Source organism: Stenotrophomonas sp. 3(2025) (assembly GCF_052665395.1).
Genome location: NZ_JBQOIF010000031.1, coordinates 13,329 through 35,218 on the forward strand (window position 1 = coordinate 13,329; position 21,890 = coordinate 35,218).

24 protein-coding genes and 2 tRNA genes are annotated in these 21,890 nt (G+C 66.4%); 13 read left to right on the forward strand and 13 right to left on the reverse strand.

Features of this window, described 5'->3' with window-relative positions; genetic code table 11:
- Positions 1–8: 8 nt before the first annotated feature.
- Together ACUXVE_RS18395 and crp are read right to left on the reverse strand one after the other, a co-directional pair.
- Complete coding sequence (locus tag ACUXVE_RS18395; protein ID WP_093818185.1) at positions 9–770, reverse strand: sulfite exporter TauE/SafE family protein; 762 nt, start codon at positions 768–770, stop codon at positions 9–11.
- A gap of 137 nt (positions 771–907) precedes the next feature.
- Complete coding sequence (gene crp, locus ACUXVE_RS18400; RefSeq protein ID WP_025874619.1) at positions 908–1,597, reverse strand: cAMP-activated global transcriptional regulator CRP; 690 nt, start codon at positions 1,595–1,597, stop codon at positions 908–910.
- 150 nt (positions 1,598–1,747) lie between these two features.
- Between crp and speD the strand changes: the two genes are divergently transcribed.
- Together speD and ACUXVE_RS18410 are read left to right on the forward strand one after the other, a co-directional pair.
- Positions 1,748–2,542 (forward strand): adenosylmethionine decarboxylase, encoded by a 795-nt coding sequence (speD, locus tag ACUXVE_RS18405; RefSeq protein WP_025874620.1) that lies wholly within the window; start codon positions 1,748–1,750, stop codon positions 2,540–2,542.
- Between the two features lie 166 nt (positions 2,543–2,708).
- Positions 2,709–3,029, forward strand: coding sequence for a DMT family transporter (locus tag ACUXVE_RS18410; RefSeq protein WP_025874621.1), 321 nt, complete (start codon positions 2,709–2,711; stop codon positions 3,027–3,029).
- 73 nt (positions 3,030–3,102) lie between these two features.
- On the opposite strand, the gene coq7 is transcribed toward ACUXVE_RS18410, so the two are convergent.
- Positions 3,103–3,747, reverse strand: a complete 645-nt coding sequence (gene coq7 / locus ACUXVE_RS18415) for a 2-polyprenyl-3-methyl-6-methoxy-1,4-benzoquinone monooxygenase (protein ID WP_033832396.1) — start codon at positions 3,745–3,747, stop codon at positions 3,103–3,105.
- A gap of 196 nt (positions 3,748–3,943) precedes the next feature.
- On the opposite strand from coq7, the gene rplM reads away from it, so the two are divergent.
- Together rplM and rpsI are read left to right on the forward strand one after the other, a co-directional pair.
- On the forward strand, positions 3,944–4,372 hold the full coding sequence (gene rplM, locus ACUXVE_RS18420; protein ID WP_025874623.1) for a 50S ribosomal protein L13: 429 nt from the start codon (positions 3,944–3,946) through the stop codon (positions 4,370–4,372).
- Positions 4,373–4,374: 2 nt separating this feature from the next.
- Positions 4,375–4,767 carry a 30S ribosomal protein S9 gene (gene rpsI / locus ACUXVE_RS18425; RefSeq protein ID WP_005411311.1) on the forward strand — a complete coding sequence of 131 codons (393 nt, stop codon included), beginning with the start codon at positions 4,375–4,377 and terminating at the stop codon, positions 4,765–4,767.
- 282 nt (positions 4,768–5,049) lie between these two features.
- Here rpsI and ACUXVE_RS18430 read toward each other — a convergent pair.
- A tRNA-Gln gene (locus tag ACUXVE_RS18430) sits at positions 5,050–5,123 on the reverse strand.
- A 52-nt stretch (positions 5,124–5,175) separates the two neighbouring features.
- A tRNA-Met gene (locus ACUXVE_RS18435) sits at positions 5,176–5,252 on the reverse strand.
- Between the two features lie 121 nt (positions 5,253–5,373).
- On the opposite strand from ACUXVE_RS18435, the gene ACUXVE_RS18440 reads away from it, so the two are divergent.
- The 4 genes from ACUXVE_RS18440 to bfr all read left to right on the forward strand — a co-directional run bounded on the left by ACUXVE_RS18440 (position 5,374) and on the right by bfr (position 7,246).
- Positions 5,374–5,997 (forward strand): RNA pyrophosphohydrolase, encoded by a 624-nt coding sequence (locus tag ACUXVE_RS18440; protein WP_049466578.1) that lies wholly within the window; start codon positions 5,374–5,376, stop codon positions 5,995–5,997.
- Positions 5,994–6,290, forward strand: a complete 297-nt coding sequence (locus ACUXVE_RS18445; protein ID WP_258954242.1) for a hypothetical protein — start codon at positions 5,994–5,996, stop codon at positions 6,288–6,290. Before ACUXVE_RS18440 ends, ACUXVE_RS18445 begins: the two co-directional genes overlap by 4 nt.
- Before the next feature lie 135 nt (positions 6,291–6,425).
- On the forward strand, positions 6,426–6,635 hold the full coding sequence (locus ACUXVE_RS18450; protein ID WP_032951724.1) for a (2Fe-2S)-binding protein: 210 nt from the start codon (positions 6,426–6,428) through the stop codon (positions 6,633–6,635).
- 140 nt (positions 6,636–6,775) lie between these two features.
- Positions 6,776–7,246, forward strand: coding sequence for a bacterioferritin (gene bfr / locus ACUXVE_RS18455; RefSeq protein WP_025874625.1), 471 nt, complete (start codon positions 6,776–6,778; stop codon positions 7,244–7,246).
- Between the two features lies 1 nt (position 7,247).
- On the opposite strand, the gene ACUXVE_RS18460 is transcribed toward bfr, so the two are convergent.
- From ACUXVE_RS18460 to ACUXVE_RS18470, 3 genes are read right to left on the reverse strand one after another with little or no spacing between them, the layout of a single operon-like run.
- On the reverse strand, positions 7,248–9,452 hold the full coding sequence (locus ACUXVE_RS18460; protein ID WP_222388251.1) for an ATP-binding protein: 2,205 nt from the start codon (positions 9,450–9,452) through the stop codon (positions 7,248–7,250).
- Complete coding sequence (locus ACUXVE_RS18465) at positions 9,453–11,348, reverse strand: EAL domain-containing protein (RefSeq protein ID WP_093818183.1); 1,896 nt, start codon at positions 11,346–11,348, stop codon at positions 9,453–9,455. It lies immediately after the preceding gene.
- 44 nt (positions 11,349–11,392) lie between these two features.
- Positions 11,393–12,010, reverse strand: coding sequence for a DUF4126 domain-containing protein (locus ACUXVE_RS18470; RefSeq protein WP_445514919.1), 618 nt, complete (start codon positions 12,008–12,010; stop codon positions 11,393–11,395).
- A 178-nt stretch (positions 12,011–12,188) separates the two neighbouring features.
- Here ACUXVE_RS18470 and ACUXVE_RS18475 point away from each other — a divergent pair, with 178 nt between their 5' ends.
- From ACUXVE_RS18475 to ampE, 5 genes are all read left to right on the forward strand, one after another.
- Positions 12,189–12,932, forward strand: coding sequence for a DUF6776 family protein (locus ACUXVE_RS18475; protein WP_025874629.1), 744 nt, complete (start codon positions 12,189–12,191; stop codon positions 12,930–12,932).
- Between the two features lie 4 nt (positions 12,933–12,936).
- Positions 12,937–13,401 (forward strand): bactofilin family protein, encoded by a 465-nt coding sequence (locus ACUXVE_RS18480; RefSeq protein ID WP_025874630.1) that lies wholly within the window; start codon positions 12,937–12,939, stop codon positions 13,399–13,401.
- Between the two features lie 31 nt (positions 13,402–13,432).
- Positions 13,433–13,825, forward strand: coding sequence for an iron-sulfur cluster insertion protein ErpA (gene erpA / locus ACUXVE_RS18485; RefSeq protein WP_025874631.1), 393 nt, complete (start codon positions 13,433–13,435; stop codon positions 13,823–13,825).
- Positions 13,826–13,966: 141 nt separating this feature from the next.
- Entirely contained in the window at positions 13,967–14,899 is a 933-nt protein-coding gene (gene nudC / locus ACUXVE_RS18490) for an NAD(+) diphosphatase (RefSeq protein ID WP_222388253.1), read from the forward strand.
- A 94-nt stretch (positions 14,900–14,993) separates the two neighbouring features.
- Positions 14,994–15,881, forward strand: coding sequence for a regulatory signaling modulator protein AmpE (gene ampE / locus ACUXVE_RS18495; protein ID WP_222388254.1), 888 nt, complete (start codon positions 14,994–14,996; stop codon positions 15,879–15,881).
- Positions 15,882–16,360: 479 nt separating this feature from the next.
- Here ampE and ACUXVE_RS18500 read toward each other — a convergent pair whose 3' ends face one another.
- From ACUXVE_RS18500 to yccS, 5 genes are all read right to left on the reverse strand, one after another.
- Positions 16,361–16,786 carry a DUF2752 domain-containing protein gene (locus tag ACUXVE_RS18500; protein WP_025874634.1) on the reverse strand — a complete coding sequence of 142 codons (426 nt, stop codon included), beginning with the start codon at positions 16,784–16,786 and terminating at the stop codon, positions 16,361–16,363.
- A gap of 43 nt (positions 16,787–16,829) precedes the next feature.
- Positions 16,830–17,114 carry a CD225/dispanin family protein gene (locus ACUXVE_RS18505; RefSeq protein ID WP_025874635.1) on the reverse strand — a complete coding sequence of 95 codons (285 nt, stop codon included), beginning with the start codon at positions 17,112–17,114 and terminating at the stop codon, positions 16,830–16,832.
- 33 nt (positions 17,115–17,147) lie between these two features.
- A complete protein-coding gene (locus tag ACUXVE_RS18510) occupies positions 17,148–17,435 on the reverse strand; it encodes a CD225/dispanin family protein (protein WP_025874636.1) in 288 nt (95 codons plus the stop codon).
- A gap of 183 nt (positions 17,436–17,618) precedes the next feature.
- Positions 17,619–19,508: an MFS transporter gene (locus ACUXVE_RS18515; RefSeq protein ID WP_445514920.1), complete on the reverse strand. Its 1,890-nt coding sequence runs from the start codon at positions 19,506–19,508 to the stop codon at positions 17,619–17,621.
- 169 nt (positions 19,509–19,677) lie between these two features.
- On the reverse strand, positions 19,678–21,855 hold the full coding sequence (yccS, locus tag ACUXVE_RS18520) for a YccS family putative transporter (RefSeq protein ID WP_222388256.1): 2,178 nt from the start codon (positions 21,853–21,855) through the stop codon (positions 19,678–19,680).
- Positions 21,856–21,890 lie beyond the last annotated feature (35 nt).

The following is a 21,890-nucleotide window of genomic DNA, read 5'->3' on the forward strand; positions in this document are numbered from 1 at the left end:
GCGGGCGGTCAGCGGTGCAGGTACCCGAACAGCGCATGGCCCACCTGGAACAGGCTGATGCCCAGTACCAGCACGCCCACCGCGACCAGCACCCAGCGTTCCTTCACCCGCTTCACCAGCACCGCCGCCACCGGCGCGGCCATCATGCCGCCGATCAACAGGCCGGCGACGATCTGCAGGTGCTGCACTCCCATCGACAGCAGGAACGTGGCAGAAATGGTCAAGGTGACCACGAACTCGGCCGCGTTGACGGTGCCGATCGTGGTCCTGGCCTGGCCACCGCGGGCGAGCAGGGTGGAGGTGGCCACCGGGCCCCAGCCGCCGCCGCCGCTGGCATCGAGCAGGCCAGCGAAGAATCCCAGCACCGGCACCCGGCGGATCTCGCCCTTGGGCATCCAGCGGCCGGCTGCGCGGGCCAGGATGATGATGGCCAGCACCAGCAGGTACAGGTAGATCAGCGGGCGGATCAGGTCGCCAGGGACCTGTGTCAGGACGTACGCGCCGAGTGCACCGCCCAGGGCGCCGGGCAGGGCGAGGCGGAAGAACAGTCGTCTGTCGACATTTCCAGCGACCAGATGCGACACGCCGGAGGCGCCGGTGGTGAACACTTCAGCGGTATGGACGCTGGCGCTGACCTGTGCAGGAGGCAGCCCCATGCTGAGCAGCACCGAGGAAGAAACAAGCCCGAACGCCATGCCCAGTGCACCATCGACCAGCTGTGCGCCAAGGCCGATGAGGATGAACCACCAGAATTCGCTGCTCAGTTCCATGGACCGAGCCTAGCGGAAGCGGGTGTGCGGGACATGCGATGGTACGTCGCACGTACGGCGATCCGCCGGGCATGGCCCGGCGCTACCGGCGCAGGTCTTGTGGCAGCGCCGGGCCATGCCCGGCGGACACCAGGTGGTCAACGGGTGCCGTACAGCACCACGGTCTTGCCGCGGGCATGCAGCAGGCCGTCGGTCTGCAGCTTCTTCAGCACCCGGCCGGCCATTTCGCGCGAGCAGCCGACCAGGCGGGCCAGTTCCTGGCGTGAGACGCGCAGCTGGCTGCCCTGCGGATGACTCATCGACTCCGGCTCCTGCGCCAGATCGTGCAGGGTGCGCACGATACGGTCAGTGACATCCAGGAACGCCAGGCGACTGGCCTTGCGGCTGGTGTCCAGCAGGCGCTTGGAGATCTGCTGGCCCAGCGCATACAGCAGGCGCGGGGCATCGGCCGACAGCGGGCCGAGGAACAGCTGATGCAGGCGCTCGTAGCTGATTTCGGCCAGCTCACAGGCGGTGCGGGTGCGCAGGATCACCTCGCGGCGGTCCGACTCCACGAACAGGCCCATCTCGCCGACGAACTCTCCGGCGCCGAAATAGCCCAGCACCAGCTCACGGTCCTCTTCCTCCTCGGCCATGATCGAAACCGAGCCGCTGATGACGTAATACAGGGTTCCCGCCGGGTCACCAGGTCGGAAGACGTCGGTACGGGTGGGATAGCGCCGCCGGTGGCTGTGTGCCAGGAAGCGGTCGATTGTGGCGATGTCCAAGGCCAATGGGCTGCTAGCTAGGCGCACGGTTGACACGATAGGGGCGCTCCCTCTGCGCATGAACGGATTCACGGGGTCGATAGCGGAGCTTAACCAGCGCAATTGTTAAGGGCAAACAGTGTGCCAGAAGCTGAGCGTCTTCACGTTCCCCCTGGAGACACTTATGCCGCATAATTCCCCCTTTCCCTTCTTACACAGGAATCGACCGCCGTGGTCAAGCCGTTGCCTCGCCTGAGGTTGCAGGGTTTCAACAACCTCACCAAGGCGCTGAGCTTCAACATCTATGACGTGTGTTACGCGCGCACCGAAGAGGAGCGTCAGCGTTACATTGAATACATCGATGAAGAGTACAACGCCGACAGGCTGACTCAAATCTTGACCGATGTCGCTGAGATCATCGGCGCCAACATCCTCAACGTGGCGCGCCAGGATTACGATCCGCAGGGTGCCTCGGTGACGATCCTGATCTCCGAAGAGCCGGTGATCGACAAGAAACAGGCCGGCAAGGAGTTGATTTCCGATGCCGTGGTCGCGCACATGGACAAGTCGCACATCACCGTGCACACCTATCCGGAAACGCACCCGCAGGAAGGCATTGCCACCTTCCGCGCCGATATCGACGTGGCTACCTGCGGCGTCATTTCGCCGTTGAAGGCACTGAACTACCTGATCGAAAGCCTGGAATCGGACATCGTGATCATGGACTACCGTGTCCGTGGCTTCACGCGTGATGTGAAGGGCAAGAAGCACTATATCGATCACAAGATCAACTCGATCCAGAACTTCCTGGCCAAGAACATCAAGTCGCGTTACGAGATGTTCGACGTCAACGTCTACCAGGAAAACATCTTCCACACGAAGATGCACCTGAAGGACTTCGACCTGGACCAGTACCTGTTCGAGGAGAAGGCCAAGAACATCTCGTTCAAGGAACGCATGAAGATCGAAGCGCTGCTGCGTCGTGAGATCGAAGAGCTGTTCCACGGCCGCAACCTGGCTGAGTGACCCATGTGCGATGCCGGCAGGCATCGCCACCCAGGCGGGACGCCCCGCCCCGTGGAGCCTGCGCTTGGCGCAATCTTCAGTTCCACGGCGATGTACCGACTTACGGCCCGGTGTGAAAACACCGGGCCGTTTCGTTTTTCCCAAAAAGGTAAGGAGCCCCCCACCCATGCCCTGGATCTACCTGCTGCTGGCCGGTCTGTTCGAGATCGGATTCGCCCTTGGAATGAAGTACTCCGAAGGTTTCAGCAAACCCGTGCCGACCGCCCTGACGGTGGTGTCGGCCCTGATCAGCCTGTACCTGATGAGCCAGGCGATGAAGAACATTCCGGTCGGCACGGCCTATGCGATCTGGACCGGCATCGGCGCCATGGGCGTGACGGTGCTGGGCATCTACCTGTTCAACGACAGCGCCTCGCCGGCGCGCCTGGCCTGCGTGGGCCTGATCGTGGCCGGTGTGATCGGCCTGAAGCTGGTGTCACCGAATTGAAGGGCGGCCCGACCAACGGTCGGGCCCCACCGTGTGGTTTGGTAGGCCCCCACCGTTGGTGGGGGTTGCCCTTTCAAATGCGGTAGGCAATGGTCTTCATCACCCTGGAGGCCAGCGCCATCGCGCCCGGGATCGGGAACGGCAGGCGGCGTGCGCCGGCCTGTTCGGCATGCTCGGCATGCCGGGCCTCGTCTTCCTTCATCACCCGGATGACCGCGCGGCTGCGCAGGTCGCCGGCCGGCAGGTCGACCAGGTGTTCGTCCAGATGGGCTTCCACCTGGCGCTCGGTCTCGACCACGAAGCCCAGGTTCCAGCCGTCGCCGCGCAGCCCGGCCAGGGTGCCGATGGTGTAGCTGCCGGCGTACCAGAGCGGATTGAACAGGCTCGGGCGGCTGTCCAGCTCGCCCAGGCGGGTGGCGCACCAGGCCAGGTGATCGGTCTCTTCCTGGGCCGCTTCCAGCAGATGTTCGCGGGTCGCCGGGTCGCGTGCCACCGCGGCCTGGCCGAAGTACAGGCCCTGGGCGCAGACCTCACCGACATGGTTGATGCGCATCAGCCCGGCCGCGTGGCGACGCTGGGCGCTGTCCATGCCGGGCTCGCCGGTGTCCGTGGCCGGATAGGGGCGGCTGGCCGGCGGGTTGCCGAACACCGTGTCCAGGGCGCGCTGCGCCTCGGTCAGCAGGTGGTCCAGCGGGGTGGTCTGGCGAAGCACGGTCATGGCGGCACGGCGTGGAGCGGGGGAAGCCCGATTCTCGCCCGGCCCCGGTCCCCTGCCAACCCGGGGCGGGCGCCGGCTTGCACCCGCCAGCCAAGCTGCGTACAATGCCGCCCCTTACGCTCCACCTTTCACAACGCGTGGCAGAGTTCCGGCGAGTCCTTCGCCGCAATGAGCCCGACCTAACCAAGAGTTCTTCATGAGCACTTTCACTGCCAAGAACGAGACCGTCCAGCGCGACTGGTACCTCGTCGACGCCGAGGGCAAGACCCTGGGCCGTCTCTGCACCGAGCTGGCCCGCCGTCTGCGTGGCAAGCACAAGCCGGTCTACACCCCGCACGTTGATACCGGCGACTACCTGGTCGTCATCAATGCAGAAAAGATTGTCGTCACCGGCAAGAAGCTGCAGGACAAGATGTATCACCGTTTCACCGGTTACATCGGCAACCTGAAGACCGAATCCCTCGCCCAGGCGCTTGAGCGCCACCCGGAGCGCGTGATCGAGACCGCCGTCAAGGGCATGCTGCCGAAGGGCACGCTGGGTCGCCAGATGTACCGCAAGCTCAAGGTCTACGCCGGCACTGAGCATCCGCACGCCGCACAGCAGCCGCAGGTTCTGGATATCTAATCATGGCTATCACTCAAAACTACGGCACTGGCCGCCGCAAGTCCTCCACCGCTCGCGTGTTCCTGCGCAAGGGTTCGGGCAACATCACCGTCAATGGCCGTCCGCTGGACGAGTTCTTCGGCCGTGAGACCGCTCGCATGATCGTGCGCCAGCCGCTCGAGCTGACCAAGAACACCGAGAGCTTCGACATCCTGGTCACCGCCGCTGGCGGCGGCACCACCGGCCAGGCCGGTGCGATCCGTCTGGGCATCGCCCGTGCTCTGGTCGAGTACGACGAGACCCTGAAGTCCGAGCTGCGCAAGGCTGGCTTCATGACCCGCGACGCCCGCGAAGTCGAACGTAAGAAGGTCGGTCTGCACAAGGCCCGCCGCGCCACCCAGTTCTCCAAGCGCTGATTTACCGCGCCTGGTTGGGCTCCTTCGGGAGCCCGCTGGATGGAAAAGCAAAAGCCCGGCTTCGGCCGGGCTTTTGTCGTTCTGGGGCTGCGCATTTCAAGGTTGCCGGCCAGCGGCCGGCACTACCCATGGTCCGTATGCCCGACCCCGGTCTCTGTCTGGAGGAGAGCCCCCTTGTTGTTCAAGGGGGCGCGCCGACAGGCGCGGGGATAAGGTGGGATGCGTGACCAAATTAAAAAGAAAAAGGCCTGATCTTTCGATCAGGCCTTTTTCTTTTTAATTTGGCTGCCCCTGATGGATTCGAACCACCGATGCCTGAGTCAGAGTCAGGTGCCTTACCGCTTGGCTAAGGGGCAATGTAACGTGTAACTATTTTCTCACTTTTCACGTTGAAAAACAACTTCAACGTGGTGGCTATGGGTGGACTCGAACCACCGACCCCAGCATTATGAGTGCTGTGCTCTAACCGGCTGAGCTACATAGCCTTGGTGAGCCCGCTATTCTGCTGATGTGTACAAGGGCTGTCAACACCTTTGTATCGTGCTTGTGGCCCGACAGACGGCATGGGATAGTCCCAACCAGTAGATTTTCTTAGGAGTCCGCATCGTGATCGATCCGGACGGCTATCGACCGAACGTCGGCATCGTGCTGATGCGGCAGGACGGGCAGGTGTTCTGGGCACGACGTGTGCGCCGGGATGGCTGGCAGTTCCCGCAGGGTGGCATGAACACCGACGAGACGCCTGTCGAGGCCATGTATCGTGAACTGCAGGAAGAGACCGGGCTGTTGCCGGAGCACGTTGAAGTGCTTGGGGCGACACCGGGCTGGCTGCGTTACAAGCTGCCGGCGCGTGCCATCCGCCGCAATGAACGCCAGGTCTGCATCGGCCAGAAGCAGGTCTGGTTCCTGCTGCGCCTGACCGGTGATGAGGCCCACGTCAGCCTGGACCATACCGACTCGCCCGAGTTCGATCATTGGCGCTGGGTCGACTTCTGGTACCCGGTGGAGCATGTGGTGGTGTTCAAGCGTGGCGTCTACGCGCGCGCGCTGCGACATCTGGCGCCGTTGGCCCAGGGGGTGGCGGGACAGGGCATCAGTGCCATGCCCAAGAGCGCTGCCGAGGCCTGGATGCCAGGCCACGCGGCCGGCCACGACAGGCCCAGGAAGCGCACGCCCAAGCGCGGCGGATACTGGCCGCGCAAGGCGAAGGGTGAACCGGGGGCCGTTTGACGGGGAAGCTGCGCAAAGCGCGGAGCGAGCCGTCACAACGCCCCCCTGCCGGGTATTTCCGGCAGCAACTGGCTGTCCGTCTGGCAAGCCTGCCCTGGCTGCTGTTGTGCGTGGTGGTCCTCGCCGACACCGCATGGATGCCGCTTGCGCTGGGGGTGGCCCTGGCCCTGGCCACCGGTGCCGGCGCCCTGTTCCTGGCGGACTACCTGATTCGGCGGAGGGCAGCAGGCGGCGAGCGCTGCTGGCTGATCGTCTTCCTTGGCACGCCGGTGCTGGCGCTGTTGTGTCTGTAGCCGCCCTACGGCGGGCCGGTTGGACCGGAGGCTGAACCTTATCGAGAATGGTTCAGGTCGCTGATTGACAACCATTCTCGTTTCCATTGGAATAGCGACCAGGCCGCTACTGGCCTGCTGCCCTGGTTCCCGCCCGTGTACGTCTGCATCTGCAACGGTGTTACCGACCACCAGATCCGCGAAGCCGCCAGCCATGGCGTCACGTCGGTGGCCGAGCTGACCATGCGCACCGGATGCGGCGCCACCTGCGGCTCCTGCCTGGACATGGCCGGCGAGCTGCTGGCCAAGGCGCGTGCCACCCACGATCTTCCGTTGCCGGTACTGGGTCTGGCGCAGGTCGCTTGAGTCGTTTCGCGGCGCGTTGACGCCGCACGCTCCTGGTCTTCATTGCTGGCCGCAGTAGCCAATGCACACGATTCGCGTTCCTTCACGCGCAGGCGCAAGGCGTTACAGTGCCCGCGATTTCAGCGTGCAGGAGCATCCCCATGAAGGGCGACACCAAGGTCATCGAATTCCTCAACAAGGTCCTCTACAACGAGCTGACCGCGATCAACCAGTACTTCCTGCACGCCAAGATGCTCAAGAACTGGGGCATCAAGGAACTGGCCGAACACGAGTACAAGGAATCGATCGAGGAAATGAAGCATGCCGACATGCTCGCCGATCGCATCCTGTTCCTTGAAGGCCTGCCGAATTTCCAGGCGCTGGGCAAGCTGCGCATCGGTGAGAACCCGACCGAGATCCTGCAGTGCGATCTGTCGCTGGAACGCGATGGCGTGGTCACCCTGCGCGAGGCCGTGGCCTATGCCGATTCGGTCGGCGACTACGTCAGCCGCCAGCTGTTCGTGAAGATCCTCGATTCCGAGGAAGAACACATCGACTGGCTGGAAACCCAGCTGGAGCTGATCGAGCGCATCGGTGAGCCGAAGTACCTGCTGAGCAAGCTCGAAGAGTGACTCAACGGGCCTGGCCGGCGAGGTAGCCGGTCAGCGCCACGCGCGCGCGGGCGAACTCCGCTACCAGCAGCGCCACTGCCACGGCAGGGCGCTGCAGGCTGCCACTGCGGGCTTCGTGTTCGATCCGCCGCGCCACCGCTGACAGCGACAGCGCGCCGACGTTGGCGCTGGAGGATTTCAGGCTGTGCGACAGCGCCTGCAGGCGTTCGACGTCGTTGCCCTGCGCCGCCTGCTGCAGCTGCTGCACCAACTGCGGTGCGTCTTCCAGGAACACCGTTACGATCTGCGCGGCGGCATCGCCGATCACCGCCTGCAGTTCATCCAGCACGCTGCGATCAAGCACCGGCTGTGGAACCGGGGTCGCGCGCGTTCGTTCATCGTCCAGTCTTTCGCCGTCGGGCACGCTCGGGGTTGCGGCAGGTTGAACGGGGTGCGGCAGCGGTGCATGTCCGCGATCCACGCAGACCTGCCCCCAACGCTGCAGCAACGCATGCAGTGCTTCACGGGTGATCGGCTTGGACAGGTAGTCGTCCATGCCCGCCTGCAGGCAGCGTTCGCGATCACCGGCCATGGCGTTGGCGGTCATCGCGATGATCGGCAACCGCGTGCGCCCGGCTTCGGCTTCCTCCCTGCGCCAGCGCTGTGTCGCGCTGTAGCCGTCGAGCACCGGCATCTGGCAATCCATCAGCACCACGTCGATTCCACCTTCGCGCAGCAGTGCGAGGGCCTGCTCGCCGTCGGCGGCATTGCGCACGCGACACTGGAAGACCCGCAGCAGGTGCTCGGCCACCATCCGGTTGACCGTGTTGTCTTCGACCAGCAGCACATGCAGATCCAGTGGCGGCAGCGCGGCGGCCGGACTGGCGCCTTCGGCGTTGGCAAGCAGCGCTGCCGGACGTGCAGTGGCTGTTGGCTGCGCCAGCAGGGCGTGCAGGTCGGCATCGTTGAATGCGCTGTGCAGCTGCTGCTGGCGCGGCCGTGCTGCAACCGGGTCGTCCTGCAGCCACAGCACCTGCAGTGCGTCGTCGGCACCGCGCTCGGCCAAGGTGCGCTGCAGGGCCGCCTCGCCATTGCGGCGGTGGCGCGCGTCGACCAGCAGCCATGCCGGTGTGCTCTGGCCCGGGCGTGGTGCTGCGCGCAGGCGTTCCATTGCCTCATCAATGCTGGCCAGCGGCTGCACCTGCAGGCCGTGGTGCGCGGCGATGCGCTCGACGCGTGGCTGCAGCTGCGCATCGGCGGTGTACAGCAGCAGCGCTGCCGGTGAGCGGGCGAGCGCCGGCAGGTCGCCGGGAACCTTCAGCAGCGGTATTTCAAACCAGAAGGTTGCGCCCTGGCCTGGGGTGGAATGCACGCCGATGTCGCCATGCATCAGGTCGGTGATGCGCTTGCAGATGGCCAGGCCCAGGCCGGTGCCACCGTAGATGCGGGTGGTGGACGCGTCGGCCTGGCTGAAGGACTGGAACAGCCGCGCCTGCAGGGCCTCATCGATGCCGATGCCAGTGTCGATCACTTCGAAACGCAGCTGGTGCTGGGCGGGTCCTTCGCCCAGCCGCTGCACGCGCAACTGCACCTGGCCGCGTGCGGTGAACTTGATGGCATTGGCCAGCAGGTTGCCCAGGACCTGGCGCAGGCGCACCGGGTCGCCGCGTACCGGCAGGCGCACGGCCGGATCCAGTTGCAGGCTCAGCGTCAGGCCCTTGGCTTCGGCGGCGCGCTGCAGCAACTGCACCACGCCATCGAGCAGTTCGCGCAGGTTGAAGCTGGTGATCTCCAGCTCCAGCGCCTGGGCTTCCAGGCGCGAGTAGTCGAGGATGTCATCGACGATGCGCAGCAGCTGCTGCGAGCTGGCCGAGGCGGTGGCCAGCATCTGCCGCTGGTCTTCGCCCAGCGGGCCGCGGGCAATCAGCTCCAGCATCGGCAGGATGCCGTTGAGCGGCGTGCGGATTTCATGGCTCATGGTGGCCAGGAATTCGCCCTTGGCCAGCACGGCTGCTTCTGCTGCCTGCTTGGCCTGCAGCAGCTGATGTTCCAGCTGGCCCTGGCGCTCGGTGGTGCGCCGCAGCTGGTCGCGTTCGCTGGTCAGGGTGATGCGTTCGCGCTGCAGTGCCGTCAGCGCGCGATTGCGCGAACGCAATCGCAGGCCCAGTACCAGCAGGGCGACGATGGCCAGCGCCAGCACCGCCAACAGCGCGACCGTCGGTGACACTCAGAGCACCGCGTTGTGGAAGTCGAAGTTCAGGTCGCTGCCGGCTGACTGCACCATGTTGCCCTGGATGTAATCGACACCGCCGACCCACATCGCGGCCGCTGCCTGCGGGTCCTCGATCTGCTGGCCGATGATCTGCAGGCCGGCTGCATGCGCCTGCTCGATCGATCGGCGCAGTTCTTCGCGCGTATCGGGGTTGGAGTGGCTGCTGGAAAAGCGTGCGGCCATGCGCACGAACGACAGGGGCAACTGGGTAAGCAGGGCCAGGGCTTCGCTGCCCGGTTCGAACTGGCTCAGGCAGAAGCGCACGCCGACGCTGGCCATGCGCTGGCAGAACTGCTGCAACGGCACGGTGTGGATCAGTGCATCGGGCAGGCGCACGTCGATCACCAGCGCGCTGCCGGGCAGGCGGCGTTGCTGCAGTGACTCCAGCAGCCAGTCGGCGAAGGCATCGCGCTGCAGGGTGCGCAGCGACTGCGAGACGAACAGGTTCAGCGGCTGGGTGGCGTGGCGATACAGGTCGAGCAGACCCATCGCATGCTCCAGCACCTGCTGGTCGAGGTCGGCGATGCGGCCGGCCGCCTCGGCTGCCGGAATCACCTGGCCGGCGGTCAGTACGCTGCCATCGGTCCGGCGCAGGCGCAGCAGCAACTGGTACTGCGCGCTGCTGCCGCCGGCGACGGCGACGATCGGCTGGTAAGCGAGCTCGAGCTGGCCCTCCAGCAACGCCAGGTGCTCCTGCTCGGTCGTGACCTGGCGATGCACGTGGCCGGCCACGCCGGCGCTGAGCAGGCGTGCCTGCAGGGTGGTACGTTCGATCGCTTCCAGGGCGCTGCTGGCATCGTCGAAACCCGGCGACAGCGGCGCGTAGCCGACCACGCCACGCAGGTGTACCGACTCGTCGTCGCGGATCACGAAGGCGCGCGCCGACAGCTGCTCACGCAGGGTGCCGGCGATCGCTTCCAGGCTGTCCTCATCGGCGTTGCGCGCCAGCAGCAGGAAGCTGTTGTCGTTCAGGCGCGCCAGCAGGTGCGGATGGCCAGCCTCGGCAAGGCGTTGCCCGGCCTGCACCATCAGCCGCTCGAAGGCCGCATAGCCATAGCGTTCGCGCAGGCCCAGCGCGCTGGAGATTTCCACGAAGAACACGCCACCGCGTTCGTGCTGGGCCAGCGTCGCGTTGAGTTGCTGCAGCACATGGTGGCGCGTGGGCAGCCCGGTTTCCGGGTTGCTGGTGGCCGGAGCACCGTTGGCACCGGGCAGGGTTGCTGCCTGCGCGCGTGCGCGGCGGATACGGTTGGCCACCGCGGCAATCAGGTGGCGCGGCCGGATCGGCTTGCTCAGGTAATCGTCGGCACCGCAGTCGAGCACTTCGAACTGGCGCTCCGGATCCGGGTCGCCGCTGAGGAAGACGATCGGCAGCAGCTGCATGCCGGGCTGCTGGCGGATCATCGCGGTCAACCGCATGCCATCCAGCCCGGGCAGGTGCAGATCCATCAGGATCAGGTCAGGGCGTTGCTCGCGGATGGCCTGCTGCACGCCATCGGCATCGCCGAGCACGATCGCCTGCATGCCGGCGCCATGCAGCACGCTCTGTGCGAACAGCGCCTGGGCACGATCGTCTTCGACGATCAGCACGCGGTAGGGCGAGTCGGCATCGACAGGCGGGATGTCACTGTTGCCCGCCTCGGGCAGTGCCGCGGTGGAGGGCAGGGGGGGCGGAGCCGCCAGTCGGGCGCCGTCGCCGGGCACCGACAGGGCGGGTGCCTCTGACACCGCCGGTACTCCTTCGGCAGGCGTTGCCGCGGCCAAGGGGGCGGCCCAACGTTGCCAATGATCGGCCGGAGGGGTTTCAGCGCGTCCCGGGCGGGGGCCCGCGGCGGATTCGTTTGCGGCCATCGATGCTCCTGGTGTTCGCGGCCATTATGCGACAAGCCTGCCGATCAACCGGTACGCGGTTGCCGTTGTCCGTCGTGGCTGCCGCCACGTGCCAACCAGCGCACGCTTTTCCACAGGGTGCGCCAGACCAGCCAGACCAGCAATGCGCCGGCCACGCTGCAGGCCAGCACTACCACCAGCGCGATCCATGGATGCGCCAGCGCGAGCGCCAAGCCGCCGATCACCACCGTATCTTCGGCCGCAGAGGCGACCCAGTTGCTGGCCGGTTCCGGTGAGGTGTTGAGCAGGGCGCGGGTGCCGGCCTTCAGGCCATGGCTGGCCAGTGCAACGCCCGCGCCGGCGACCAGTGCACCGGTGCCCAGGTTGCCATCGGGCGACAGTGTCGCTGCCGCGAGGAAAGCACCGGCGGGCACGCGCGCCAGGGTCTGCACCAGGTCCCAGGCTGAATCCACGCCGGGAATCTTGTCGGCGAAGAATTCGGCAATGGCCAGCGCCGCCGACGTGCCCAGCACCCACCACGACTCGGTGGCCTGCAGCGCCGGTGGCAGGTCGACCCAGCCGAGCAGGCCGGCGATGCCGACGCCGAATACGGTGAGGTAGACGCGGATGCCGGCCAGCCAGGCCAGCAGGATGCCGATCACGAACAGGTGGGCTTCGGTCATGGCGGGCTCCGGCGGCGGAACTGTGCGGGGTGCCACACTATCGACCATGGAGTGGCTGAATGCCACCGCCCGGTACCGGCCGGCACCGGGGAAACCTGCCGTTCCTGTCATACACTAGCCCGTCGTTTGCCCCAGGGGCCGTATTGGCGGCGCTTCGGCGCTGCCACGGAGACTACCCATGAACAACCGCCCTCCCATGCGCGTGCAGGTCCGCCTTCCCGGTGCCGCGCAACCACCCGCCGACCGCCGTCGCCTGCTGGTGATCGCCGGCATCTGGCTGCTGAGCCTGGTGCTTGCGGTGCTGGGTGGCTGCTGGCTGGGCACGCCGCGCGGTGAACAGGGCCAGCGCGTGCAGGCTGCCGAGAAGCGCGCCGATACGCTGCAGACGCAGCTGACCGAACTGCGCCAGAAGCAGGCCACGCTGGAAGCGTCGGACCGCATCAGCCGCGCCGCCAACAACGAAGTGCAGTCTTCGCTGGCCGAGCGTGATGAAGAGATCGCCGGCCTGCGCGCTGACGTCGCCTTCTACGAACGCCTGGTGGGCTCGACCAGCCAGCGCAAGGGCCTGAACACCCATTCGATTGAATTCAGCCCGGAATCGGCCGGCACCTGGCAGTACAGCGTGGTGCTGACCCAGAACCTCAACCGCGGAGCGATCAGCCAAGGGCAGATGCGTTTCACGGTGGAAGGCGTGAAGAACGGCAAGCTGGCCACCATCAGCTGGGACGAGCTGCACCAGCGCAGCAAGGTGCCGGGACAGGATTACTCGTTCCGGTACTTCCAGCAGCTCACCGGCAGCGTGATGCTGCCGGCTGACTTCACCCCGCAACGGGTGAAGGTGACATTGGGGAGTGGTGCGGGGGGCACCACGCAGGTATTCGACTGGAAACAGGCCGGCGCACCGGCCAGCAAAGGGGAGTAGGCAGATGTTCGGAAGCAGCAAATCCAGCCGTGACGGCCAACTGGTGGTGGATGCCCTGATCGGCAACCAGGTGGTGATCCGTGGCGATGTGGAATTCAGTGGTGGCCTGTACGTGGAAGGTCGCATCCACGGCAAGGTGATTGCCCAGGAGGGCGCCAGCGCGGCGACCCTGACCCTCGCCGAGCATGGCGTGATCGAAGGCGAGATCCGCGCCCAGGTGGTGGTCATCAGTGGCCGCCTGGACGGCGATGTCCATGCCACCGAGAAGGTCGAGCTGACCCCGAGTGCGCGGGTCAACGGCAATGTTCACTACCAGGTGGTGGAAATGAATGCGGGTGCCCAGCTGAACGGCCGGCTGATCCATGCCAGCGCCCCGATGCAGGCCTTGCCGGCGCCGGAAGGCGAAGCATCCGCTGACGGCAAGGGCGACACCGCCGCCCGCCGCAAGCTGGCCGAGGCGATGGCTTGAAAGCCAGCGCCGGCGCCCCCATGCTGAGCCCATGAACACGCTCGTCTCCCTCCCCGGCGCCACGCCGGCCGCCGCGCCCGACTACCAGTCGCTGGATCGGCCGCTGAACTTCACCGAGGCCGCTGCGGCCAAGGTCAAGGAACTGATCCAGGACGAGGGCAACCCCGACCTGTCATTGCGTGTGTACATCGAGGGCGGCGGCTGTTCGGGCTTCCAGTACGGGTTCGAGTTCGACGAGAACCGTGCCGGCGATGACCTGGCGGTGCAGACCAGCGGGGTCACCCTGCTGGTCGATCCGCTCAGCCTGCAGTACCTGATGGGTGCCGAAGTGGATTACACCGAGAGCCTGACCGGTGCGCAGTTCGTGATCCGCAATCCGAACGCCAAGACCACCTGCGGCTGCGGCAGCAGTTTCAGCATGTAATTGCAGGGCGTGGGGCATGCACCCCGCGCGCTGCCTTCGGCAGATCCACGCCATGCGTGGATGACCGTTGCTGCAACCACAGGCGGGTTTCTGCACAGTCTGCGGCTTGCCACTTGCCGTGATTGGCGGCAGGCTAGCTGGATGCTCAATTCTCCTTCGCCGCTTTCCGGTTTTGCCTTCGTGGGTGAACCGTTGGAGCGCGCCGATGCCATGCGCGAAGATGCCGATGCTCTGGCGCGCCTGTGGCCCGATGCGCGCATTCTTGTCCTGGACCAGGACGGCACCGCCTTCACCGGTGACGACGACCAGCCGCTGGCGTTGACCGGCGCCGATGTCGGTGGCGGGCCAGGTGTTGCGATCTTCCTCGGCCTGCGTGGCGAGCAGGCGTGGTTCTCGGTGGAAGCGGCCAGCGTGACGGTCACCGCGCCACGCCGGCTCGATCTGCGCCAGGCCGCGCTGCTGTGGACCGTGGCCGATGCGACCGCCTTCAGCTACGCCCGTGGCATGTCCTACTGGCAATCGCGTACCCGCTTCTGCGGTGTCTGCGGCGGTGCCGTGACGTTCGCCCGGGGGGGCTTCGTCGGCCGCTGCCCGCAGTGCGCGACCGAGCACTATCCGCGCGTCGACCCGGCCGTGATCGTCGCGGTGGAAAACCAGGGCCGGCTGTTGCTGGGCCGCCAGTCCAACTGGGCGCCGCGCCGCTATTCGGTGCTGGCCGGCTTTGTCGAGCCGGGCGAGACCTTCGAGCAGACCGTAGCGCGCGAAGTGCACGAAGAGAGCAAGGTGCGGGTGACCGCCTGCCAGTACCTTGGCTCGCAGCCCTGGCCGTTCCCCGGCGCCTTGATGGTCGGATTCCGCGCGCAGGCACACGACGACGTGCCGACCGTGGATGGCGAGCTGGAAGACGCGCGCTGGTTCAGCGCCGAGGACGTTGGCGCGGCCCTCGCGCGTGACGTCGAGGACGATGGAGAAGGCATCCGTCTGTCACCGCCGATTTCCATTTCGCGGGGCCTGATCGAGCATTGGTACCGCCAGCAACCGGCATCCGGCGGCGCCAGCATTGCCGCCACCTGAACACGCAGCCGGTTACAGTACGGTTCACCGCTGACGGCGACGCTGCGACAGGTAAGGTAACGACGCCGAACGCTCGCTCGTAGGGAGACCTGCCATGTTCACCACCCTGGTCGCCGTGTTGGTGGCACTGGCCCTTGGCCATGTCGCCCCGGCCGCTGCCGCGTCGCTGCGCCGTTTCGACGGCTTCCGGCGTTGGCTGGGCTGGCTGGACGCGCGCGGTGGTCGGGCCTGGCAGGGGGCCGCCGGCGTGGCGCTGGCGATCGTACCGCCACTGCTGCTGATGGCGCTGGTCGCCTGGCTGCTGCGCGGGGTGCTGTTCGGCCTTCCGGCGCTGCTGCTGGGCGTGGCCGTGCTGGCCTGGTGCTGGGGCCCGCGCGATCTGGACCGCGACATCGAAGCGATCATCGATGCCGACGATGCGCCGACCCGGCAGGCGGCGGTACGCAACCTGCAGTCGGCCGGTGGCAGCCTGCGCGAGGATGTTCCTTCACTGGTCGAGGCGACCGTGCTCAACGCCCTGCGGCGCTGGTTCGCGGTGCTGTTCTGGTTCCTGCTGCTGGGCCCGGTGGGGGCTCTCGGTTATCGCCTGCTGGCACTGATGGCGGAAAGCCCGATGCGCGCGCGCGTGCCGGTGGAGCCGCTGGCGCTGGCACAGCGGCTGCTGGGCTGGATCGAGTGGCCGGTGGCACAGTTGATGGCGTTCTCGATGGCCCTGGTCGGCAACTTCGACACGGCCTGGAAAGCATGGCGCCAAGCGCATGGTGGGCGCTTGGCCGGCGGCATTGGTTTCCTGGGTGCGGTGGCGCGTGCCAGCGTCAATGCCGAGCTGCGCGAAGACGCTCACGATTACACCGAAGCCGGCCTGCTGCCGGTGTGGCAGCGGTTGCCGGACCTGCGGGATGCGATGAGCCTGGTGTGGCGGATGCTGCTGCTGTGGCTGGCGGTGCTGGCCCTGCTGGTGATCGCGGGCTGGGTGACTTAGTTGTTCTTTCTGCAGGGCTTGCCGCCCTGCACCCGCTGGAAGCAACTGCAACTGCAACTGCAACTGTAACAGCGGCTCTGGATTTCCGTGGGTTTGGTGGGGCGGTGTGGGGCTGCAGGACACGCCGTTAACCCATCCATGGGGGCTCGATGGCGCCATCCATGGCGCCAACGGTCCTGCAGCCCCACACCGCCCCAGCCCCGACAGTTTCCGATGACGGCCAGTAGATCCACGCCATGCGTGGATGCCGAGCGGAGCGACCCGCTTCGGCTTTTGATCTTCTCTTTTTCTTTCCTGTGGTGGACGCGCACGGAAATTGTCCGTGGCCGGGCGGGTGGGTTGCGCAGGGGCGTAAGCGCCATGGATGGCGCGACCGAGCTTACATGGACGTACTTGCAGCGGCCCCTGCGCAGCCCACCCGCCCGGCCAACCCCAGCTTCTGCCGCCCACCACGAGGGGCTGCGCCGTTGGCTGGAAACCTACACCGGGGCCAGCGCGGTGAACGGAGCCCACGGCAGGTTGCGCAGCACGGCATAGCCGGGCAGCAGCCACAGCCAGAACGTGGGGCTGGCCAGTACCCGCATCAGTGGATCAAGCACGCGCGGGCGTACGCCGGCGGTGTTGAGCAGCATCAGGAACAGGAAGGGCAGGCTGATGACCAGCAATGGGTTCATCGCCATCGCGCCGGGCAGGTCGAAGTGGACCAGTGAGTACAGGCAGCGCGTGCTGCCGCAGCCGGGGCAGTAGAAGCCGGTCAGTGCGTACAGCGGACAGCCCGGCAGCGGATTGCCGGAGACATACGGATTGACGTGGCGCAGGACCACGGCGGCACCCGCAGCCAGGCCGGACGCGGCCAGCAGCGGAGCCCAGCGGGTGAGTCGGGAACGAGCAGGAAGTGCGGACATGCGGGGGCGGGATCCGGCGCATGGCCGGACCCCGTCGCGGGCATCAGTAGCTGCCGTTGCCGCCGCTCAGGGCGCCCAGGCCGCCAACGGCCATGATGATGATGAAGTACAGGACGCCAACCACAACGGCAGCGATGGCCGACCAGATGGCCCACTTCTTGGCCTTGTCGGCCGAATCACGGGCACCGGCGACGTCGCCGGCAGCCAGCTTGCCGTTGACCTGGGCGGCGTAGACGATCGACACGATGCCGGCCGGCAGGCAGCAGAACAGGGTGGACAGGATGGCCCAGACCAGATTGTTGGGGACCTGCGCAGTGGTGGTATTCATGGTTCAAGCTCCTCGATGGGTGGTGGTGGTGAATCAAAGGTCGGATAGAGCGCCCAGCGCGGCCAAGCCGCCGAACAGCCCGAACCACAACAGCAACAGGACCGGCAGGGCTGCGGCCGAAGCCACCGCCCACCAGCCCGCCTTGCGCGACGCGCTATAGGCCCCCGGCAGGTCACCGGCCGCATTGCGACCATCGACCTGGGCGGCATACACGATCGACACCACGCCCAACGGCAGGCAGCAGAACAGCGTCGTCAGGATCGCCCAGACCAGATGGTTGGGGATGTAGACCGGACGGCTGAGCGGTGGCGGTTGATTCAAAGCAAGACTCCATTCCTTGGCGGTCGGCGTGTCGTAGACAGGCCGAACCTCCCCCCTGTGGGTGCGTAATCTACCGCAACCGACGACGCATGTATGCGTTTTCAGCCCCGTCAGGCTTTGCATCGCCTCTGGACGGTGGCGTATGCAGCGACCCGTCATCGTCCCCGGAAGGGGACGATTGCGTCAGGCGAGGTCGCCGCGCAGGCTGCGGACCTGCGCTTCCAGGGCGGCGGCATCGGTGGAATGGCCATCCACCGCCGGGGCGGCAACCACCTCCACTGTCGCCCGGAACCGGCGCGGCACGCGCATGCGGCCCAGACGGGTATCGCGGCGGCTCCACATGCTCGACCACATGCCGCGCAGGGCCATCGGCACCACCGGTACCGGGCGGCGTTCAAGGATCTTCTCCACGCCGGATTTGAACGGTGCCATCGTGCCGTCGCGGGTCAGTGCGCCTTCCGGGAAGATGCATACCAGTTCGCCCTCGGCGAGTGCGGCATCGACCTCATCGAACGCGCGCTGCATCAGGGCAGGGTCTTCGCGCGCACCGGCGATCGGAATCGCCTTGGCGGTGCGGAAGATCCAGCGCATGACCGGGATGTTGAAGATCCTGTAGTACATGACGAAGCGCACCGGGCGCGGGATCGTCGCCGACAGGATCAGCGCGTCCATGTAGCTGACGTGGTTGCAGACCAGCAGCGCGGCGCCCTCATCGGGCACGTTCGCTTCGATGCCGTGCGGGCGCAGCCGGTACAGCGTGCGCACCATCACCCAGCTGAGGAAGCGCATCAGGAATTCGGGGACGATGGTGAAGATGTAGATCGCCACCACGGCATTGGCGATGGCCAGTGCCAGAAACAGCTGCGGGATGGTCCAGCCGAGCAGGCGCTGGGTGAGCAGGCCGAGTACGGCCGCAGCGACGATGAAGCCGGAGTTCTGGATGTTCAGCGCAGCGAATACGCGCGACATCTCCGATTTCGGCGTGCGGCTCTGGATCAACGCAAACAGCGGCACCACGAAGAAGCCGGTGAACAGGCCGATGCCGAGCAGGTCGATGATGATGCGGATGCTGCCGGCCTGGTGCACGAACTGGGTGACCGACAGGCCCTGCGCGGTGGCCTCACCGGCGCGTGCGAAGTACAGGTCCAGCAGGAAGGCGGTCATGCCGAATGCACCCAGCGGCACCAGGCCGATCTCCACCGTGCGCGCCGACAGCTTCTCGCACAGCAGCGAACCGACGCCGGTGCCGACCGAGAACAGCGCCAGGGCGAAGATGTACAGGGTGGGCTCGCCACCGAGGTTGGTGACCGCATAGGACGGCAGCTGCGCGGTCAGGATGGTGCCGACGAACCAGAACCAGGACACGCCGAGGATGGCGTTGCGTACCGCCTTCTGTTTCCTGGCCATGCGCAGCACGGCCAGCGATTCGGGGATCGGGTTCCAGTTGATCTTCAGGTCCGGGGCGCCGGCATCGACCTTGGGGATCATGCGCGCGGCCAGGTTGCCGCAGATCGCCAGCGTGATGACCGCAGTGGCGGCCACGATCGGGCCATGGCTGCCTGCCAGGGTGAACACCAGGCCGCCGACGATCATGCCGGTCAGGATCGACATCGACGTGCCCATCTCGACCAGGCCATTGCCACCGGTCAGTTCTTCCGGACGCAGTACCGAGGGCAGCACCGAGTACTTCACCGGGCCGAACAGGGTGGACTGCAGGCCCGTGCAGAACAGGGCCACCAGCAGCACCGGCAGGCTCTCGGTGAGAAAGCCCACCGCAGCCAGCGACATGATCACGATCTCCATGGTGGTGGTGATCACGATCAGCCGCGACTTCTCCAGCTTTTCCGCGATCTGCCCGGCCAGGGCGGAGAACAGGAAGTAGGGAAGGATGAACAGCGCCGGCGCCAGGTTGGTGTAGAGCGTGCGCTCGCTCTCGGCCACGCCCAGATAGAACAGCAGGCCGATGATCGCCTGCCGGTACACGTTGTCGTTGAAGGCACCCAAGCCCTGCACGATGAAGAACGGCAGGAAACGGCGCTGGCGCAGCAGGGCGAACTGGTTGTGACCGGACATGGAACCTCCTTGGACCGGCGCAGCCTAGCATTCCTGCCCGTATGCAGGGACGACGGGACCGTCGTTCCGGGGGTACTGGATGCCGCCGTGGACGCATGCCACTCCAGCAGATCACGCCACGCGTGGATGCCGCACCAGTAGATCCACGCCATGCGTGGATGCCGTCCGCTCAGGCCAGGCCGCGCACCGCGCCATTGGCCGCTGCTCTCACCTTCGGCAACATCCGCAGCACCAGCGCCATCTGCGTGCGGATCAACTGCAGTTTCGGCGGCATCGTCTCATCGAGCTGCTCCAGTTCCGCAGCCACCGCACGATCGGCGTCGTTGTCTTCCTCTGACACCGGCTGCTGCGCCGTCAATGCCGATGCCAGCTGCTGCAGCGCTTTACGCACCCGCTCGCCGGCGGCCAGCGCGAGTGGATCGCCCGCGTAGCTGTCGACCTGGTCGCGGTGCGCACCCAGCGCCGACAGATGCCCGAGCAGGGTGTTGGACAAGGCCAGGAAGTGGAAACCCGAATCGAGGTTGCGGCGCACGTGGCCCGGTTCGCGCAGCATGTTCGACAATGCGGTGGACAGTGCGGCATCGGCGTTGTGCATGTCGCGGCGGGCGATGCGGTAGGCCAGGTCGTCGCGCATGCCGCTGCGGTACTGGCCCAGCACCGATTCCAGATAACGGGCGGCGGTATCCAGCACCCGCGCCAGCACGCGGTGCAGCTGTCGACCCTGCCAGTCCGGCAGGATCAGGAACGCGGCCGCTGCGGCGATTGCGCACCCCAGGACCGTATCGACCATGCGCGGCACGATCAGCACGAAGCCGTCGCCGATCAGGTTGAAGCAGGTCAGCGCCATCACCGTGATGGCGGCCGAGGCGACCAGATAGCGGTCGGTACGGGTGAAGAAGAACAGCAGTGCCGACAGCAGTGCGATCAGCAGCTGGATCTCCAGCGTTGGGAACAGCTGCAGCAGCGCCCAGGTCAGCACCAGGCCGGCGAGCGTACCGACGATGCGCTGGGCCAGGCGCTGGCGGGTGGCACCGAAGCTGGGCCGGCACACGAACACGATGGTCAGCAGGACCCACGAGCCGTTCTGTGCATTGAACAGGCGGATGGCAACGAAACCGGCGATCAGCGCCAGCGCCATGCGCAGGCCATGGCGGAACAATACCGAGCCGGGGGTGAGCTGCTGGCGCAGGCGCACGCCCATTTCGCGCAGTGTGTGCGGGTTGCTGTCGCGCAGGCGGGTGTCGACGTTGTCCAGGCTGGCTTCGGATCGTTCGGCATCGAGCAGGCGGCGCTCGATGCTGCGCAGGTTGTGCACCAGCAGGTCCAGCGAGCCGAGCAGGCGCTGCCACTGCGGGCGTTGCTGGTCGCGCAGGTAGGCCAGGGCATCGGCCAGATCGCGCCCGGCCTGCTGGTTGCTCTCGCCGTAGACGAACGGACGACGCAGCCGGATCGCTTCGCCCAGCCGTGCGCAGGCCTGGCCCTGCAGGTCGAGCAGGCGCTGGCAGCGGTACAGCACGTCGCTGTGGAAGAACGCGTCGACCAGCGCGCCGTACGGGTAATGCGAGGAGCTGGCGCGCTCATGGAAATCCTGTGCCATGTAGTACAGGCGCAGGTACAGGCCGGAGTTGACGCCGGGCCGTCCGGAGCGGCCAAAGCGCGCCAGGATCGCCGTCTTCGCCTCGTTCAGCGCGCCGACCACGCGACGGTTCTGTTCGGCCAGGTCGAGCTGGCGGCGCTGCAGGTCGGCCTCGCGCACGGGTTCGAACAGCGCGGCCTTGAGCTGCAGGTAACGCCCCAGTTCCACGTACAGCCGGGCCACGCGCTCGCGCACCGGCCGGTTGGCGAACAGCGTGGTCCACAGGATCGACAGCAGCCCGTACCAGACCGCACCCGCAAGCAGGTGGCTGACCGCATCCAGCGCACTGTGCAGGTCATGGGCGCCATGCTGTTCCAGGCCGATCATGGTGTAGATGGCCAGCGTCACGGTCGCCTGGGCGATGGATGCGTAGCGCTCGCCGAGTGCACCGAGCAGTGTCAGACCGAACGTGGACAGCGCCAGGGCCGCGATGAAGATCCACGGCCAGGGGAACAACCAGATCACCGAGGCCGCTGCCAGGCAGAAGCACAACAGCGACAGCAGCACGGCCTTGGTCCGCCCCCACCAGTTGTCATCGGTCTCGGCAATCGCACTGGCGATGATGCCGAGGAACACGCCGGGCAGCGCGGTCAGCGCATCCAGATGCCAGCACACGGCCATGGCCGCGGTCAGGGCAATGAACACCCGCAGGCCATAGCTGGCCTTCTCGTGGGCCCACAGGCGGCTGAGGCGGGATTCGCGTGCGGACATGCAGGCTCGGCGAAAGGATCGGCCACCATTATTAC

Excerpts from the sequence above, each read along its gene's own strand:
- ACUXVE_RS18395 (WP_093818185.1), bottom strand. The coding sequence starts at position 770 with ATGGAACTGAGCAGCGAATTCTGGTGGTTCATCCTCATCGGCCTTGGC.
- crp (WP_025874619.1), bottom strand. The coding sequence starts at position 1,597 with ATGCGCAGAGGGAGCGCCCCTATCGTGTCAACCGTGCGCCTAGCTAGC.
- ACUXVE_RS18410 (WP_025874621.1), top strand. The coding sequence starts at position 2,709 with ATGCCCTGGATCTACCTGCTGCTGGCCGGTCTGTTCGAGATCGGATTC.
- coq7 (WP_033832396.1), bottom strand. The coding sequence starts at position 3,747 with ATGACCGTGCTTCGCCAGACCACCCCGCTGGACCACCTGCTGACCGAG.
- rplM (WP_025874623.1), top strand. The coding sequence starts at position 3,944 with ATGAGCACTTTCACTGCCAAGAACGAGACCGTCCAGCGCGACTGGTAC.
- rpsI (WP_005411311.1), top strand. The coding sequence starts at position 4,375 with ATGGCTATCACTCAAAACTACGGCACTGGCCGCCGCAAGTCCTCCACC.
- bfr (WP_025874625.1), top strand. The coding sequence starts at position 6,776 with ATGAAGGGCGACACCAAGGTCATCGAATTCCTCAACAAGGTCCTCTAC.
- ACUXVE_RS18465 (WP_093818183.1), bottom strand. The coding sequence starts at position 11,348 with ATGGCCGCAAACGAATCCGCCGCGGGCCCCCGCCCGGGACGCGCTGAA.
- ACUXVE_RS18470 (WP_445514919.1), bottom strand. The coding sequence starts at position 12,010 with ATGACCGAAGCCCACCTGTTCGTGATCGGCATCCTGCTGGCCTGGCTG.
- ACUXVE_RS18475 (WP_025874629.1), top strand. The coding sequence starts at position 12,189 with ATGAACAACCGCCCTCCCATGCGCGTGCAGGTCCGCCTTCCCGGTGCC.
- ACUXVE_RS18480 (WP_025874630.1), top strand. The coding sequence starts at position 12,937 with ATGTTCGGAAGCAGCAAATCCAGCCGTGACGGCCAACTGGTGGTGGAT.
- erpA (WP_025874631.1), top strand. The coding sequence starts at position 13,433 with ATGAACACGCTCGTCTCCCTCCCCGGCGCCACGCCGGCCGCCGCGCCC.
- nudC (WP_222388253.1), top strand. The coding sequence starts at position 13,967 with ATGCTCAATTCTCCTTCGCCGCTTTCCGGTTTTGCCTTCGTGGGTGAA.
- ampE (WP_222388254.1), top strand. The coding sequence starts at position 14,994 with ATGTTCACCACCCTGGTCGCCGTGTTGGTGGCACTGGCCCTTGGCCAT.
- ACUXVE_RS18500 (WP_025874634.1), bottom strand. The coding sequence starts at position 16,786 with ATGTCCGCACTTCCTGCTCGTTCCCGACTCACCCGCTGGGCTCCGCTG.
- ACUXVE_RS18505 (WP_025874635.1), bottom strand. The coding sequence starts at position 17,114 with ATGAATACCACCACTGCGCAGGTCCCCAACAATCTGGTCTGGGCCATC.
- ACUXVE_RS18515 (WP_445514920.1), bottom strand. The coding sequence starts at position 19,508 with ATGTCCGGTCACAACCAGTTCGCCCTGCTGCGCCAGCGCCGTTTCCTG.
- yccS (WP_222388256.1), bottom strand. The coding sequence starts at position 21,855 with ATGTCCGCACGCGAATCCCGCCTCAGCCGCCTGTGGGCCCACGAGAAG.